Below are 13,647 nucleotides of genomic sequence, written 5' to 3' on the forward strand. Positions count from 1 at the left end.
GCTATACCTAAACATTTTGGGAAAAATATTCGTCAATCCATACAGAAAATATTCCAAATCCAACCAAAATTGACATTTGGGAATTGTGCAAGTACGGTAAAAGTCTTTTGCAAATGTTTATTGATGAACATCAAAATGACGCCTTAATATTTGACAAAATAGCCGGTGCACTTAGTATTATCGAAATTACATCTATTCTATTACGATTACCTAAAACCAAATTTAGATTGATTGAGGGACATGGAATGAACTGTAAAGTGTATGAAGCTAAATCAGGGATTATAAGATTGTACTTATTCCATGAAGAAAATACAGGAAGAGTTATAGTAACTGGTGGAAAAAAGGGCAATCAAAAAGAAGACATTAAATCAGTGCTTCAAACGATTAAAAACTTCAACAATGAAAGTAAATAAGAGAGAACAAATTTTAAATCAACCCTCCTATTGGATTGAAAATATCAATGCATTATTATACAATGCTATTGTGGATTATATGGAGCAACATAACATGAAGCAAAAGGATTTAGCGGCACATTTAAATATAAGTCAGGGGCGTGTATCCCAGATTTTAAACGATGGTGATATTAATTTTAGTTTAGAAAAAGTCATTCAAATTGCGCTAAAGGTCGGTATGTATCCTTCATTTAAACTAGAAAAAAATCCAATGTATCAGTGGAAGATTTTGACGATTCTTTGGTGAAGTAAGTTTCACATTTGCTTCTGCTCCTATCTGGTCTGAGTTTAGCGAAGCCTAACTAGGATCCATAATACCGAAAGTTTCCAATTTTCATGAAAGTAGAAAAAATTAGGGCTTTTCCACCTCAATGAACATCCTTTCTTGGCAAAAAGACATTAGTAAATTAAGGCTTAACTATTTGAATTAAGCCTTAATTGATGGGACCTATCTTTTATTTTTTCATTTATAAATTTACTTATTTCTTTAGCCCTATCAACAATCATAAAATGTTCCCCATCTTCAATTAATTCAACTTTACCCAAACCTCTCCAAGGAATCAACTTGTCTTTTGTACCATGAATACGAATTAAGTTTTCAACTTGGTTTTGGTTGTCCCAATTTACCAATTCATTAACGGCCCATTTTGCAAACTGTAAATCAGTATCCTCTAAGATATCATTTAGAAGTTCTTTATTGGCTGTACCAAATAGAGAGGATGCGATGTATCTTGGTGGGTCAAATAATTTTGCCGGTATTTTTTTTATGATATTCAGTTTGCCAAAACCTCTGTAAATGGGTCTTAATTCAATTTTAGTTTCTACCGAAGATATCAATATTGTTAAGCAAGGTTTCAAAATTTTGCTAATCTCGACAGCCACTAATCCTCCAAAACTAACACCAATAAGTACAAAATCTGATTTAGGGTCAATAATTTTCGAAAGTCTAGCTGAATAGTCTTGTAATGGTTCCCTTTTGTAAGGCTTGATCCATTCAATAGGAATTAGCGTATGATTCAATTTCAAAAGTTGAAAACTCGCTTGTCAGCTCCAAGTCCACTTATCCCATAAATTTTCAAATTATATTTCGTTTTTATGCTTCATTAAATAGCTAAGTCAGGGTTTCAAGTTACGAAGTTTAAAATGCTAAATGCTCTGACCTGATAACCTCGGTTATTTATTCTGTTTTTTTGATCGTTCGACACATGCCCAATATTCTGGCTTTCCATATTCTTGGATTACAAGATGAATCTTTGGTTTACCTAGAAAAGATGATTTGTCAATTCCACATCTGATAAAATAACTACGGCCCTTTTCAATATTCAACTTAACATCCGTTCGTTTACTAGTCTTTGCACTCAAAGTATAAACCCCATCATTTTTCACTTTAACCATTGCTGGCTTATCTTTTCTTAGTTCATAGATTGTTGAATCATTGCGTTTTAAATCATAATTCCCTACATAAAAACTAATATATAAAGAGGATGGACTGTAGAAGTAAAGGGATGCAAAATCATTTTGATTTTTTTCTATCTCGATAACATCAAACTCAAGTAGACCATGATCGATATCCGTTTGATAGCTGATATTGCTTTGTGAATAGTAAAAATGAAGTACACTTAATGCTTTATTTAATCTATTATCTTCTTGATCAAACCCATAGACCAATCTGTAACTCTCAGGCTTTTGATATGCGTAATTATCCATCCATTGTTTTTTATATAGCAATCTTTTGTAAACATCTATTGACGTCCCACTAAAACTAAATCTTATTTGCCATTGTGGTTTAGATTTAATTATGATCACATTGAAATCTGCATAGTTTTTTTGGGATAGTCATAAAGGAAAGTGGCACTTCCAAGCATCATGGTTGATTGGCCTTTACCTTCCCACAGCACAATTTCTTTTCGTTTAAATTTTGGCCAATTTAGTAAATGACCAACATCTTGTTCGTTGGCAAAAATGTAATTATTATATTTTTTAAGTTCTTTATCAAAGTATTTATTATTTTATCCAAAAGACAATAGAGGTACGAAAAGTAATACTACTATAAATGAAAATCTAGTCATTTTTTTATTGGTGCAAGAAGTAAATAAAAGATCCAGGCAAACCAAGAGATAAAAAGCACCGCAAGAACCCATGCTAGTTTCTCGCTACCTCGCGTTTTACTAGAAAGGCTGATTGAGATAAGTGGAATTAACCAAATCAAACCAATTATTAATAAAAAAACAGGGGAAAAGTATTTGAATCGTCCATCTTATCTCTTCAATTAAAGTGTGTTTGGAATTATAGTAAATTTAAATATTTAAAATTTATCGTTCAAATCCCCCTACTCTGGTTAAAGTTTAATGAAGCGTAAGCATGATCCCATATAGAAAAATCCGGACTCTAGCACTAAAAAAAATATAGCTACCAACCTCCAGCTAAAGCTAGGGCTATTGATAAAAGTGGAATTCCTCATTCTAAGCATAGACAAAGGTAAACCAACAACAAATTCAATAGGAATGGGAATTTTCCAGTAGTACTAAAACTATAATTACCCGTAATCTAAGTGAACCTTTGAGGTTTAACCGAATAATACAGCCCATGAAAAAAATTATTTACCTACTCGCACTTATACTTTTTTGTTCCACTCCCTATATTCCCAAGAATTGAAAGTGGGAGCTGCCCTGCGGGTAATTACGCCTGATCCCCTGATTCCCGTTTCTGGTGGAGTGGGAACACCTAGTCCGGCGACGGAGAAAATGGGAGACCTTTTCGTTCGGGCAATGGTGATGGAACAAAATGGCGTCAGGGTGGCCATTGTAGGCATAGACAACTTAGGATGGCCCGCAGTACTTGGCGACCAGTCACGCGCCTTGATCAAAGGAATTCCTCCTGAAAACATCCTTATTGGCGCCACCCATACCCACAGTGCGCCCGATGCCTATGGTTTTCCCAATGAAAAGGGTGAGGTACTGGCAGATTTTGACTACCTGGGATGGTGTGTCAAGCAGGTGGCCGACGCGGTAAATGAAGCCATGGAAAACGTGGAGCCTGCTGCATTAAAAATTGCCGTGGGAGAAGCCCAGGGAAAGATTGCCTATAATTATTATGCACCGGATCTTTATGACCCACGTTGTGGGGTCATCCAGGCTTTTGGTACTTCTGGAAAGAACAAAGACAAGGCCATAGCCACCTTGGTCAATTACGCCATCCACCCTGAAGTCATTGGCAATAAAAAAGGTATTTTATCTCCAGATCTTTGTGGTCCTCTTTACGATCGAATTGAAGCCAAAGCAGGAGGAATAGCAATTTTTATGAATGGTGCCCAAGGAGGCATGGTGACTGCCGACAACCGAAGACCTGAAGGCAGAGAGGCCGGGGATTGGGAAGAATGTATCCGGATTGGTGAATTATTGGCAGACCAGGCCCTGGCGATTGTAGACAAGGCTCCCCTGCAAACTGCGCCTGTCTTGTTTACCAGCGCAAAGGAAATCAATCTACCTGTGACTTCTCCCCTGATGAAAATGCTGATAGACCATTCTGAAATAGGGCTAAAGGTATCCGAGGACTATCTGCTAAAAACAAGGATAAACCTTCTGAACATTGGCTCAGCCCAAATCCTTACCATTCCTGGAGAGGCGCTGCCGAATATTGGTTATTACTTGAAAAGAAAGATGAAAACCAACCAACCATTTTTATTTGGCCTGACCAATGATGCCTTTGGGTACATGCTCACCAAGGTTGATTTCAATAGTTTCAAACGTTATGAATACATCAGCAAAACCAGTCTCGGTGAAGATACTGCAGAGATCTATATAGAGGAAGCCCTTCAATTGATCGAAAAAGTCCGGGTGCTGAATAAGCATTAATAATTCGGATTTGATTTAATATTAAAATAAAAATACCAGCCTATTGCTTACAGTAAAGAATCCTGAAAAGTTGCTACCTTTTCTCAATATTTAAATTAATAACATGAGGGGTAAATCCGGCATATTGAAATGGCTCAAATACTTGTTTTTGGGCGCAATTGTCCTTTTGTTGCTACTGATCCTAGTAAAAATCTCACCGGCCCTATGGAACCGATGGGTAACTTATCCCGGGTTAGAACAGGCAAGAAATGAGTTATGGCAACAATACAGAAAACCGCCACAACGTATCCCGATGCCCTTGTATCAGGGAGCTGTACATTCCCATACTTTCTGGTCCCACGATAGCCGGGGTTTGTTACCTGAGATAATGGATGGGGCAAAAAAGCCGAACTCCAATTTATTTTTAACTCCGATCACAAGCGGCATCAGCTAGACACCTTTCCAAGAGGATATCAAGGAATTTACGAAGGCATCATCATTGAATCCGGTACAGAACATAGGTCAGGTTTAATGATTAGCCCATTTGACAGCACTGTAATTGACTGGGATAGGCCTGAAAAAGAGATTATTCAGGAGATTGTGGAAAACGATGGATTGGCGATTTATGTGCATTCGGAAGACGAACACGATTGGGACAATCCTGATTATCAAGCCATGGAAATTTACAATATCCATACGGACATGAAAGATGAAGAAGGGGTATTCCCCATTCTTCTCAATAGGTTATTGAATCCAAAAAAATACACCCATTGGATGTTTAGGGATCTCTATGATGAACAAACAGAAATCCTGGCCAACTGGGACCGACTAAACCAAAACCGTAAGATTGTAGGGGTAGCCGGAGTTGATGCGCACAACAATCAAAGTTTCAGGGCCAGGCAGCTTGAAGACGAAAAAATAGAATGGGTTGGCCCAAATGCCGACACCTTAGTAATAAGAGAGCCCAATTGGTTTGACAAACTGCTAATGGGAGAAGAAGATAAATACGGCTGGGCATTTAAATGGGAGTTGGATCCCTATTTCAACTCTTTTAACCATGCCAATAACTATGTGTACTGCGATACTTTTACCAATGTAAATATTAGGGACCATATTAAATTGGGGCATGTCTTTGTATCCTTTGAAAGCTTGGCAAAAGGTGAAGGTTTTCAATTTCTTGCGGTGAATAAAAAGATAGCTTAACAGCCATATTAGGAGATTCAGTAAGTCTGGCTGCTGCTTCTAAATTGAAGGCCCTTTCCCCATTTCCTGTAAAATTTCAACTTTACCGGAATGGGCAGTTGATTGAGGAGACGGAGGAAAATTATGATTATAAATATAGGATTCGAGACAAAGGAAACTACCGGATAGTGGCTAGGCTTGAGCTGAAAAAAGAATGGGTCCCATGGATTTACACCAATCCTATTTATGTATATTGAAAATTCTATTCATTTGTAAATAAAATCATCAGGGTAAAAAAATAAAAATGAAGAAGCTATTTATAATTTTATTGATTTTTTCCAGTGTATTGGCATGCAAAACTGCAGAGACAGATCCGGAACGCCCTCTCAAAGCACCCAAAGGATACATGAATGAAACGCTCCTCAAAATGGCCTACGGTTTGGGAATGTTAGATCTAATAGATTCTAAGCCCCTGTACCGGATGATTTAGAGGCTATAAAAAATGTTACTTATAAAACCGTAGGTGATGTTGACTTACAATTGGATATCTACAAAAAGAAAGGCTTGGAAGGTCCTGCACCTACAATGGTATTTATCCATGGTGGAGCCTGGAAAAAAGGTAAGCGGCAGGATTATTTGCCCTATATGATCGATTACGCCCAAAAAGGTTATGTGACGGTAACCCTCTCCTATAGGCTATCAGGTGTCGCGAAATTTCCGGCAGCTGCCCAGGATGTCAACTGTGGAATCAAATGGGTTAAGCAACATGCTGCTGAATATGACATTGACCCGGAACACATGGTGCTGATAGGTGGCTCTGCGGGTGGACACCTTTCGCTATTGCTGGGTTATGGAGGGGATGAAACATTATTCAACCAAGACTGTAAGGAGCTTGGTACAGATAGTAAGGTAAAGGCGATTGTAGATTTTTATGGCCCTGTAGACATCACTACTCCCTATGCCATTACCACAGAGCAGGTACTTAGTTTTATGGGCGCTACTTATGAAGAAATCCCTGAGATGTACAAACTTGCCTCACCAAGTACCTTTATCAGTACTGATGATCCACCTACATTAATTTTCCAAGGAACCATTGATTCCTTGGTTCCTGTCAGCCAATCCGATTCCCTTGCCAGTTGGTTAGATCAGGCCGGTGTAGACCATGATTACCACCGACTCAAAGGTTGGCCACATACCATGGATGCTGCCAAAAAGTAAATGAATATGCCCAATTTTATATTGATGCTTTTTGGAAAAACATTTGTAAAATTCTCCTATAGCTAAATAAAACCCATTTTTTGAAAACTACAATTAATTAAGATTCCATTGAAAAATTCTACATGACTCCAACAGGTTAACAAAAATATCTATGCAAATGCTGATTTTAAAGTTTAATGAATCCGAAAACCCCAGAGGGGTGGCAAATTTGTAGACAGGGGCGTGAGCCCCTGTTGAAACCATTGATTTCAACACGATTTTGGCGGTATTGTTGCTATTTTTCTGCAACAATAATGACAAAATCTCAAGGAATATTAGATTCAAAACGTTGATTATACATGTTTAAGCATCCCTGTTAAAACTAAAGAAAAGAGGATATACGCACATCTGCATATATCCTCGTTCTTAATATTTATAAAAAGGGATTTACCGCTTAAAATAAGGGTACTTGGCAGGGCCTTGTTTTCCTTCTGTGGTCATGGTAGAGGTAATGTCAAAACTTGAGCGTTGCCAATAATAAAATTGACCTGTTTCGGTCCCCACTACAAGATCAGGCACACCGTCTTTATTAAAATCAGACACCACAGGGCCATCGGTATGCCCCATCAAGGTTTTGGACAAAACCCTTCCCATGTATTCCAAAACCAATTTACCATCCTTCATACCCTTATTCCTCATCCAATCTACTGCCGGCTTAGAAGATACAATCAAATCTTCCAGGCCATCACCATCCCAGTCATGGAAGGTTATTTTTAACCGCCCACTGCTCGACCCTGTACGCTGATTGAGCAAAATGGGTTGACCATCAGGAAAGACAAAATTCCGCTGCGGATGCGTCAATACTAGTTTATCATTAACCTTTTTACGAGGATACACTGCCAAATAACCTTCATGGTCCAGCATCACCAAATCATTTAACCCATCTTCATTAAAATCCATAATCAATGGAGATGTTCTCCAAGGAGCCAATAATTCATTGTCTGCTTGCGCTATGCCCGGCACCCAGGCTGGCCGAAGTGGTTCGCCTTCCCATTCCACGTACAATGGCTGTGGTGCTGCCAGTTTAGGGGCTTTCTTGCTACCAGTATTTTTAAAAAACACAATATTTCCATTGTGTTCATTGGCCAGAATATCCGGCAAATCATCTTCATCCCAATAACCCACATCAATGGTGCTATAGCCCCAAAAAGGTCGCTCAGTATTGGGAAGTGCTTCATCTTGGATCAATCTAATCGGTTCTCCATCAACTTCAAGTAATTTGGGAGCATCCCAGACAGGATCTTTTCCACCCAAATTTTTAATAAAGCCTATATTTCCAACTGCATTTCCACTGATAATATCGTCCAATCCATCATCATCCCAATCGAAAATCCTAGGAGCTACCAAAGCCCCAAAATCAACGTATTTTGCTTCCTGTTGGATAAACACGGGAGCGGCAAATTGTGGCAATCCATCAACCATTTCACCGGTGTTCCTTAGGTAGGAGATTTTCCCGTCTTCATCTCCGGCTAAAATGTCCATAAAACCATCTCTGTTCCAATCAATTGCAGTCTGGTGCATGGTGGCCCTGGACTCGTATTGTATGGGCAGACCATCCATTTTCAAAGCCCTACCTTGGCCGAACTCATATTCTGTAGCAGAACCGGTATTTTCGAAGTAAATGATAAAATCATCGTTCCAGTCGATGTCAAAATTTTCATGATTTTTACCAATACTCAAAAATCATAGTCTCCATCATTGTCAAAATCTGCAAACATGGGTTTCATCGATAACCCTTCGGATAAAGGAGATCCATCTGATTTCAAAAGCCTTTGGGGATTTTCATACACAGGATCCTCATTGGTACCGCTGTTTTTCAGAAACAACACATGGTTTTTTCCATCTGTTACAAAATCTAGCTTTTCTGCCGCTTTGCCCAACTTCCCTCGATAAGTTCTGGGTTTGTCCCGTGTGGCTACCGCCATCAAATCATACACACCATCCCCATCAAAATCGATAATTTTCCATTCTGTTTTGCAGTTGTGCAGGTAATCATAGCCTTCGTCAGGTAAATGCACTTCATTTTCATCCCAAAAGACATTTTGAGGCACATTTTTATAAATCAAAAGCTTTTCTCTAACCCGATCAGGGGTAAGCACGTGCACTCCTTCCCCCACATAGGAGGTTTGAAATCTGGAACCATCGTCTCCAAGTCTCCTTCGCTCAAAGGAAACTTTCATCCTTCTTCTAAATACAGGCATTCCTGTATTGCCTGTAATATTCTCAAAGTAGAAAATTCCGGATTCCGTATAGCTTCCGGATTCTGAAATCAACAAATCCAGATCTCCATCCCCATCAAAGTCCATGGGCATGGGTACGGCTTTAAAACCAGCATCCAGATCTACCAGCAGGCCGGGATTATTGTAGGCAAGCTTGTGGAGCATATCGTCCCTATAGATACTTGATTCTATTGCCTGCTGATCTGCTTCACAGGAAAATAGGAAAAGGCTACCTATTGCTAAAATAGGTAGCCGGGTTTTAATGGGTTCAATCATTATTGTAAAATGTTTATTGCTATATTTTAATATAAGTATTGTTTTTGTACATGTACCAAAGGATCAGGTAGAGCAAACCAAAACCACCAAGGGTAGTCAAAGCCCCATAATAGGCACCTGTATATTGTTCTAGTCCGAACATTAGGAAATCTGCAATATCAGGGAAGCTTATCACATGGGAAAGTACATAAGCAGTAATCGCGTTCATTCCAATCACCTTGAACATAAAGGCCCATTTATACTTGCCTTTGACATCTATGATCCAGTAAAAAATGGCTAATAAAATAAAACATACCCCTGAGGATGCCAATACAAATGAACTGGTCCATATTTTTTTGACGATAGGATGCCAGACACCCCAAATCATGCCTAAGGCAAGCCCTGCTATTCCGACCAACAAAAGATAAAGAGCTACTTTTTTTCGTGGCAAGTTGGATTTTATCAGTTCTCCTGCAAATAAACCGGAAAGCGTTGTGGCAATAAAGCCAAAACCTGTCAATACCCAAGTATATTGATAGCCATCGTCAAACCGCCCCAATACTAGATGGTCAAAATACAAAGCATAATTTTTATCAGGAAGAATCACACTTTGACCAACTCCCGGAACATTGGGAACTGTGAGTATCAAGGCATAAATGATCAAACAGGCAGCAAACATAATATAGCGCCCATTCCTGCTCAAATAAATAAAAGCCAGACAAGAAAAGAAATAGCCTACAGCAATCGCTTGAAGGGTATTGCTAAAGATTTTAAAGGTATTGATATCCAAAGCCAATAAATTCCCTTGCACAATCCAACCCAAAAAAAACAGGATCAAAACCCGCTTGAAGAGCTTTTTATAAATTTGGGCTTTGCCCGTATTTTCCTGCATTCTTTTGGACAAAGAAAAAGGGATAACGGCCCCCACCATAAATAAGAATAGTGGCATGATAATATCATAAAAGGTGGATCCAAACCAATCGGGATGACTGAATTGATTGGCCAAAAAACCTGTAAAAGGGGTTTGCCCTCCTTTGTGTAGCAAGGCAAAGAAACGGTCAGCAAAAATAATAAACAACATATCAAATCCCCTAAGAGCATCTATGGAGAGGATTCTGTTTGGCTTAATGGCTTGTTCAATCATAAAAACTTGGTTTTGGTGGTTAATGGTATCAATAAATCGTTTTCATTCATTTAAAGTGTCCAAACACTATAGGTAAATACCCTTACCCTCCGTGTTTGGTCTATGTGAAATTCAGGAACTAAAACCTAAATAAGTAATTAATTATCTATCAGCAATACAATCGTAGCATCCGAGAAAAAGGCTATTTCCCAAAAAGTTTGTTCCGCTTTTTCCATTTAATCTTGGCTACATAAACACTGCCGTCACTACCGTATTGCTCTACTCCTTCCGGCTGCATCCATTCGGAAACAGTCACCCATGTTTCTTTGGGACTAATCTCCGTAACACCAAAATTCCCTAGCCTGGCTCCTCTTTCTGGTACCAGTACCACTTCAGTATCCCGAATTACTGCCAGCTTCTCCGTGTCAACTTGTGCCATAAATAAAGGTGCCCGATGCCTAAACACATGGTCATTGTCCGCACCTTTTCTGGTATAAACCAAAAACAAAGCATCGGAATGCCTGACCCAATGCTGTTGGGTATTGTAATTGCCTAATAGAGAACCATCGTCAAAAGTCCAAGGTTTAATGGCCGTATAATGCAAACCATCCGCACTGGTTGTGATATAACCTTGCAAGTCATTCCGAATGGTTAGAAAATATTTACCCCCAAATTCCATCAAAGAAGGCTCGTGCAAACCTCTTGTATCATTGTCCACCTTTAGGGAATTGCCTTTTTTCAAAAAGCGCAACTCCTTACCGTCAAAACTGCAATGACAGACCACCACCCTTGAATTTTTCCCCGGAGGCTTATAGTAAATGGGCAATAAGATAGAACCATCAGGTAAATCCAATCGCTGCACACAGCCGGCGCCTGCGCTGAAAAACACTTCACCTTCCGGCATTTCAAGTTTTTTCCAAGGCAACCAGTCTTCTGCTTGGGGATCATATACTGAATAGGCGGTATGCCTGGGCCTTGGACTTGCCACTTTCCATTCCGGAGTATACACGATGGTATGCCCTATCCCTAGCAATACACCGGTTTTACTGTGCCACTTGGGCCAAAAATCAGCCGCAGCAACCGGGTGCTCAACACCATCTACTGTTTCCATTCTAGGAGCCAAAGGTTCAGATTTTCGGGGTTCGGTCCAGGTTTTCCCTCCATCTTTGCTCAGGATCTGGTACATGCCCTTAAAAACATCACTCCCTTCCAAATCCAATGTACTCATGGTCATGACTACTTCCTTTGACCCATCCACTGTGCCTGCTCTTGGATGCACCCAGCATTGTTTGCCGTCAAACAACTTGGCCACCACATCCAGGCTATGGCTAAACTTAGGAGCAAATGGGGCTTTGGAAAAGGAAAAACCTACCTGTGGTAGACCTATTGCTAAAACAGACACACTACTTTTCAAAAGAAATTCTCTTCGATTAGCCATTCTAAAGATTTTTGGGTAATGGAGATTAATGAACCAATATTAAGGAAACATACGGAAAAACACCCTTACAAACCACCGTTTTTTCACAAATTAACAATACTATTATCTGATTGGTAAATACCAAACTCCTTATAAGGGTGGTTCTAAAGTAATACTACCAATCGAAAGGAAATCATAAAGCAGATTTTCACCGCTTATTTTTCAGATGGCCGGTATATTTCTGTAAATTCAGGTCTTGGCAATGCCTCGGCCTAACGCAGCAAACCTCAGCTTACCGAAAACAATGAAACACACCACGTTTAAAACTTTCTTGACTTCAAACCTAATGATTGAAGAAAAGGAAATTATATCAATCCTTGAAAATTGTAAGGTAAAACAGGTGAAAAAAGATGAATTTTTACTGAGAAAGAACGAACATTGCAGCCATACTTTTTTCGTGGAAAAAGGACTGTTAAGACAATATTCTATTGACAATAAAGGCAAGGAGCATGTTTTGTCCTTTGCACCTGAAAACTGGTTTGTAACCGATCGGGAAAGCAGTTATTTTAACCAGCCTTCTGCTTATTATATCCAGGCATTAGAAGACAGTCAAGTGATTTTTCTAGACGAAAGCTTTATTCAAATGCTTTCAAATAAAGTCCCACATTTCACGGACTTCAACAATAGACTGCTACACAATCATATCCGTCATTTGCAAAACAGAATCAACCTATTGCTAAGTACAAATGCAGAAGACAGGTATTTACAGTTTGTAAAAATGTACCCGGACATACTTTTGAGGGTTCCACAAACAATGGTGGCCTCTTATCTGGGCATTACGCCGGAAAGCCTAAGCCGGGTTCGTAAAGAACTGGCGAAAAAAATTTCAAGGGATAGCTTCTTATCATAGATCAATGCACAGGGGTTCTCTACTTGGTAAATTTGTAGTATAAACAATAAGAGCTATGAAAACAAGAACAGTAGAATTGGTAGCAAGTCCCAAAGAGCCTCACTTTGTAGGTGATGGCTTTCGTGTGCATAATTTTATCCCTAGTGGTTACAGGCTAGATATGCAAAGGGTAAACCCTTTTATTTTGTTGGATTATAATTCACCTTATAAATTCCCTCCTTCAAGTCAACCAAAAGGGGTGGGCGTACACCCACACAGAGGATTTGAAACCGTCACTATTGCTTACAAAGGCAAAGTTGAACACCACGACAGCAGTGGTGGTGGCGGAGTGATCGGCGAAGGCGATGTGCAATGGATGACTGCAGCAAGTGGTGTATTGCACAAAGAATACCATGAAAGAGAATGGAGCAAGTCCGGTGGAGAATTTCAGATGGTACAACTATGGGTTAACCTGCCCGCAAAGTACAAAATGAGTCCCCCTAAGTACCAGGCCATAAAAAATAAGACAATCCCCCGCCATGTGTTGGAAGACAATGCAGGGCAGATTGAAGTGATAGCAGGTGCCTACAAAGATGTCAAAGGCGTTGCCTCCACTTTTACCCCTTGCATATGATGAATGCAAAACTAAACAAGGGTGGAAAAGCAGATTTTGAATTTCCCGCTCATTACAATACGGTATTGCTTGTATTGGAAGGGAGTATTGTGATCAACGGAAGCGAAAAAATGCCAACCAATCATTTGGCATTGATGGCAAATGATGGAGAAAACTTCACAATCGAAGCCGGCGAAGATGCTGTGGTATTGGTTCTCAGTGGAGCACCAATTGATGAACCCATTGCTGCGCATGGTCCTTTTGTTATGAACAGCAAGGAGGAGTTAATGGAAGCCTTCAATGATTTCAACAATGGTAAATTTGGCTATTTAGAAGATTAATAGTCTATGAAAAAACAAATCCGGAAGTGTGGGGTTACCGCTTCCTGAGCGGAGCCGAAGGTGTAG

Annotated in this window: 18 protein-coding genes; 11 read left to right on the forward strand and 7 right to left on the reverse strand. The window is 39.5% G+C overall.

The features are described from left to right. Positions 1–113: 113 nt before the first annotated feature. Together WG932_RS10630 and WG932_RS10635 are read left to right on the forward strand one after the other, a co-directional pair. Positions 114–413 carry a hypothetical protein gene (locus WG932_RS10630; RefSeq protein WP_483087905.1) on the forward strand — a complete coding sequence of 100 codons (300 nt, stop codon included), beginning with the start codon at positions 114–116 and terminating at the stop codon, positions 411–413. Continuing rightward, positions 400–699, forward strand: coding sequence for an XRE family transcriptional regulator (locus WG932_RS10635; RefSeq protein WP_483087906.1), 300 nt, complete (start codon positions 400–402; stop codon positions 697–699). Before WG932_RS10630 ends, WG932_RS10635 begins: the two co-directional genes overlap by 14 nt. A 167-nt stretch (positions 700–866) precedes the next feature. On the opposite strand, the gene WG932_RS10640 is transcribed toward WG932_RS10635, so the two are convergent. The 3 genes from WG932_RS10640 to WG932_RS10650 form a co-directional block, all read right to left on the reverse strand. After that, complete coding sequence (locus tag WG932_RS10640; RefSeq protein WP_483087907.1) at positions 867–1,478, reverse strand: alpha/beta hydrolase; 612 nt, start codon at positions 1,476–1,478, stop codon at positions 867–869. 147 nt (positions 1,479–1,625) lie between these two features. Beyond that, positions 1,626–2,159, reverse strand: a complete 534-nt coding sequence (locus WG932_RS10645; protein ID WP_483087908.1) for a hypothetical protein — start codon at positions 2,157–2,159, stop codon at positions 1,626–1,628. Positions 2,160–2,517: 358 nt separating this feature from the next. Next, entirely contained in the window at positions 2,518–2,661 is a 144-nt protein-coding gene (locus WG932_RS10650) for a PLDc N-terminal domain-containing protein (RefSeq protein WP_221311882.1), read from the reverse strand. A gap of 442 nt (positions 2,662–3,103) precedes the next feature. Here WG932_RS10650 and WG932_RS10655 point away from each other — a divergent pair, with 442 nt between their 5' ends. From WG932_RS10655 to WG932_RS10680, 6 genes are all read left to right on the forward strand, one after another. Further along, on the forward strand, positions 3,104–4,306 hold the full coding sequence (locus tag WG932_RS10655) for a hypothetical protein (RefSeq protein ID WP_483087909.1): 1,203 nt from the start codon (positions 3,104–3,106) through the stop codon (positions 4,304–4,306). A 103-nt stretch (positions 4,307–4,409) separates the two neighbouring features. Continuing rightward, positions 4,410–4,739: a hypothetical protein gene (locus WG932_RS10660; protein WP_483087910.1), complete on the forward strand. Its 330-nt coding sequence runs from the start codon at positions 4,410–4,412 to the stop codon at positions 4,737–4,739. 77 nt (positions 4,740–4,816) lie between these two features. Continuing rightward, the gene (locus WG932_RS10665) at positions 4,817–5,488 is read left to right on the forward strand and encodes a hypothetical protein (protein ID WP_483087911.1); all 672 of its coding nucleotides are present in this window, start codon (positions 4,817–4,819) and stop codon (positions 5,486–5,488) included. A 44-nt stretch (positions 5,489–5,532) separates the two neighbouring features. Beyond that, positions 5,533–5,724, forward strand: a complete 192-nt coding sequence (locus WG932_RS10670) for a hypothetical protein (protein WP_483087912.1) — start codon at positions 5,533–5,535, stop codon at positions 5,722–5,724. A 47-nt stretch (positions 5,725–5,771) separates the two neighbouring features. Continuing rightward, a complete protein-coding gene (locus WG932_RS10675) occupies positions 5,772–5,957 on the forward strand; it encodes a hypothetical protein (RefSeq protein WP_483087913.1) in 186 nt (61 codons plus the stop codon). Positions 5,958–6,007: 50 nt separating this feature from the next. Then, positions 6,008–6,685: an alpha/beta hydrolase fold domain-containing protein gene (locus WG932_RS10680; protein WP_483087914.1), complete on the forward strand. Its 678-nt coding sequence runs from the start codon at positions 6,008–6,010 to the stop codon at positions 6,683–6,685. Between the two features lie 426 nt (positions 6,686–7,111). Here WG932_RS10680 and WG932_RS10685 read toward each other — a convergent pair whose 3' ends face one another. The 4 genes from WG932_RS10685 to WG932_RS10700 all read right to left on the reverse strand — a co-directional run bounded on the left by WG932_RS10685 (position 7,112) and on the right by WG932_RS10700 (position 11,759). Next, the gene (locus WG932_RS10685; RefSeq protein ID WP_483087915.1) at positions 7,112–8,404 is read right to left on the reverse strand and encodes an FG-GAP repeat domain-containing protein; all 1,293 of its coding nucleotides are present in this window, start codon (positions 8,402–8,404) and stop codon (positions 7,112–7,114) included. Beyond that, positions 8,401–9,219, reverse strand: a complete 819-nt coding sequence (locus tag WG932_RS10690; protein WP_483087916.1) for a hypothetical protein — start codon at positions 9,217–9,219, stop codon at positions 8,401–8,403. The genes WG932_RS10685 and WG932_RS10690 overlap by 4 nt, the downstream gene beginning before the upstream one ends. 19 nt (positions 9,220–9,238) lie before the next feature. After that, positions 9,239–10,342, reverse strand: a complete 1,104-nt coding sequence (locus tag WG932_RS10695; RefSeq protein ID WP_483087917.1) for an acyltransferase family protein — start codon at positions 10,340–10,342, stop codon at positions 9,239–9,241. Positions 10,343–10,523: 181 nt separating this feature from the next. After that, the gene (locus WG932_RS10700; protein WP_483087918.1) at positions 10,524–11,759 is read right to left on the reverse strand and encodes a sialidase family protein; all 1,236 of its coding nucleotides are present in this window, start codon (positions 11,757–11,759) and stop codon (positions 10,524–10,526) included. Between the two features lie 283 nt (positions 11,760–12,042). Between WG932_RS10700 and WG932_RS10705 the strand changes: the two genes are divergently transcribed. Genes WG932_RS10705 through WG932_RS10715 form a run of 3 tightly spaced genes read left to right on the forward strand, consistent with a single transcriptional unit; the run spans position 12,043 to position 13,581 of the window. Continuing rightward, positions 12,043–12,648: a Crp/Fnr family transcriptional regulator gene (locus tag WG932_RS10705; protein ID WP_483087919.1), complete on the forward strand. Its 606-nt coding sequence runs from the start codon at positions 12,043–12,045 to the stop codon at positions 12,646–12,648. Positions 12,649–12,703: 55 nt separating this feature from the next. After that, complete coding sequence (locus WG932_RS10710; protein WP_483087920.1) at positions 12,704–13,261, forward strand: pirin family protein; 558 nt, start codon at positions 12,704–12,706, stop codon at positions 13,259–13,261. After that, a complete protein-coding gene (locus tag WG932_RS10715; protein WP_483087921.1) occupies positions 13,258–13,581 on the forward strand; it encodes a pirin-like C-terminal cupin domain-containing protein in 324 nt (107 codons plus the stop codon). Before WG932_RS10710 ends, WG932_RS10715 begins: the two co-directional genes overlap by 4 nt. Positions 13,582–13,647 lie beyond the last annotated feature (66 nt).

It is taken from the genome of Cyclobacterium sp. SOCE241, from assembly GCF_056867545.1.

Bases quoted from the DNA above. Each gene is read 5' to 3' on its own strand.
- WG932_RS10630 (WP_483087905.1), top strand. From the start codon at position 114: ATGTTTATTGATGAACATCAAAATGACGCCTTAATATTTGACAAAATA.
- WG932_RS10635 (WP_483087906.1), top strand. From the start codon at position 400: ATGAAAGTAAATAAGAGAGAACAAATTTTAAATCAACCCTCCTATTGG.
- WG932_RS10645 (WP_483087908.1), bottom strand. From the start codon at position 2,159: ATGGATAATTACGCATATCAAAAGCCTGAGAGTTACAGATTGGTCTAT.
- WG932_RS10660 (WP_483087910.1), top strand. From the start codon at position 4,410: ATGAGGGGTAAATCCGGCATATTGAAATGGCTCAAATACTTGTTTTTG.
- WG932_RS10665 (WP_483087911.1), top strand. From the start codon at position 4,817: ATGATTAGCCCATTTGACAGCACTGTAATTGACTGGGATAGGCCTGAA.
- WG932_RS10675 (WP_483087913.1), top strand. From the start codon at position 5,772: ATGAAGAAGCTATTTATAATTTTATTGATTTTTTCCAGTGTATTGGCA.
- WG932_RS10690 (WP_483087916.1), bottom strand. From the start codon at position 9,219: ATGATTGAACCCATTAAAACCCGGCTACCTATTTTAGCAATAGGTAGC.
- WG932_RS10695 (WP_483087917.1), bottom strand. From the start codon at position 10,342: ATGATTGAACAAGCCATTAAGCCAAACAGAATCCTCTCCATAGATGCT.
- WG932_RS10700 (WP_483087918.1), bottom strand. From the start codon at position 11,759: ATGGCTAATCGAAGAGAATTTCTTTTGAAAAGTAGTGTGTCTGTTTTA.
- WG932_RS10705 (WP_483087919.1), top strand. From the start codon at position 12,043: ATGAAACACACCACGTTTAAAACTTTCTTGACTTCAAACCTAATGATT.
- WG932_RS10710 (WP_483087920.1), top strand. From the start codon at position 12,704: ATGAAAACAAGAACAGTAGAATTGGTAGCAAGTCCCAAAGAGCCTCAC.
- WG932_RS10715 (WP_483087921.1), top strand. From the start codon at position 13,258: ATGATGAATGCAAAACTAAACAAGGGTGGAAAAGCAGATTTTGAATTT.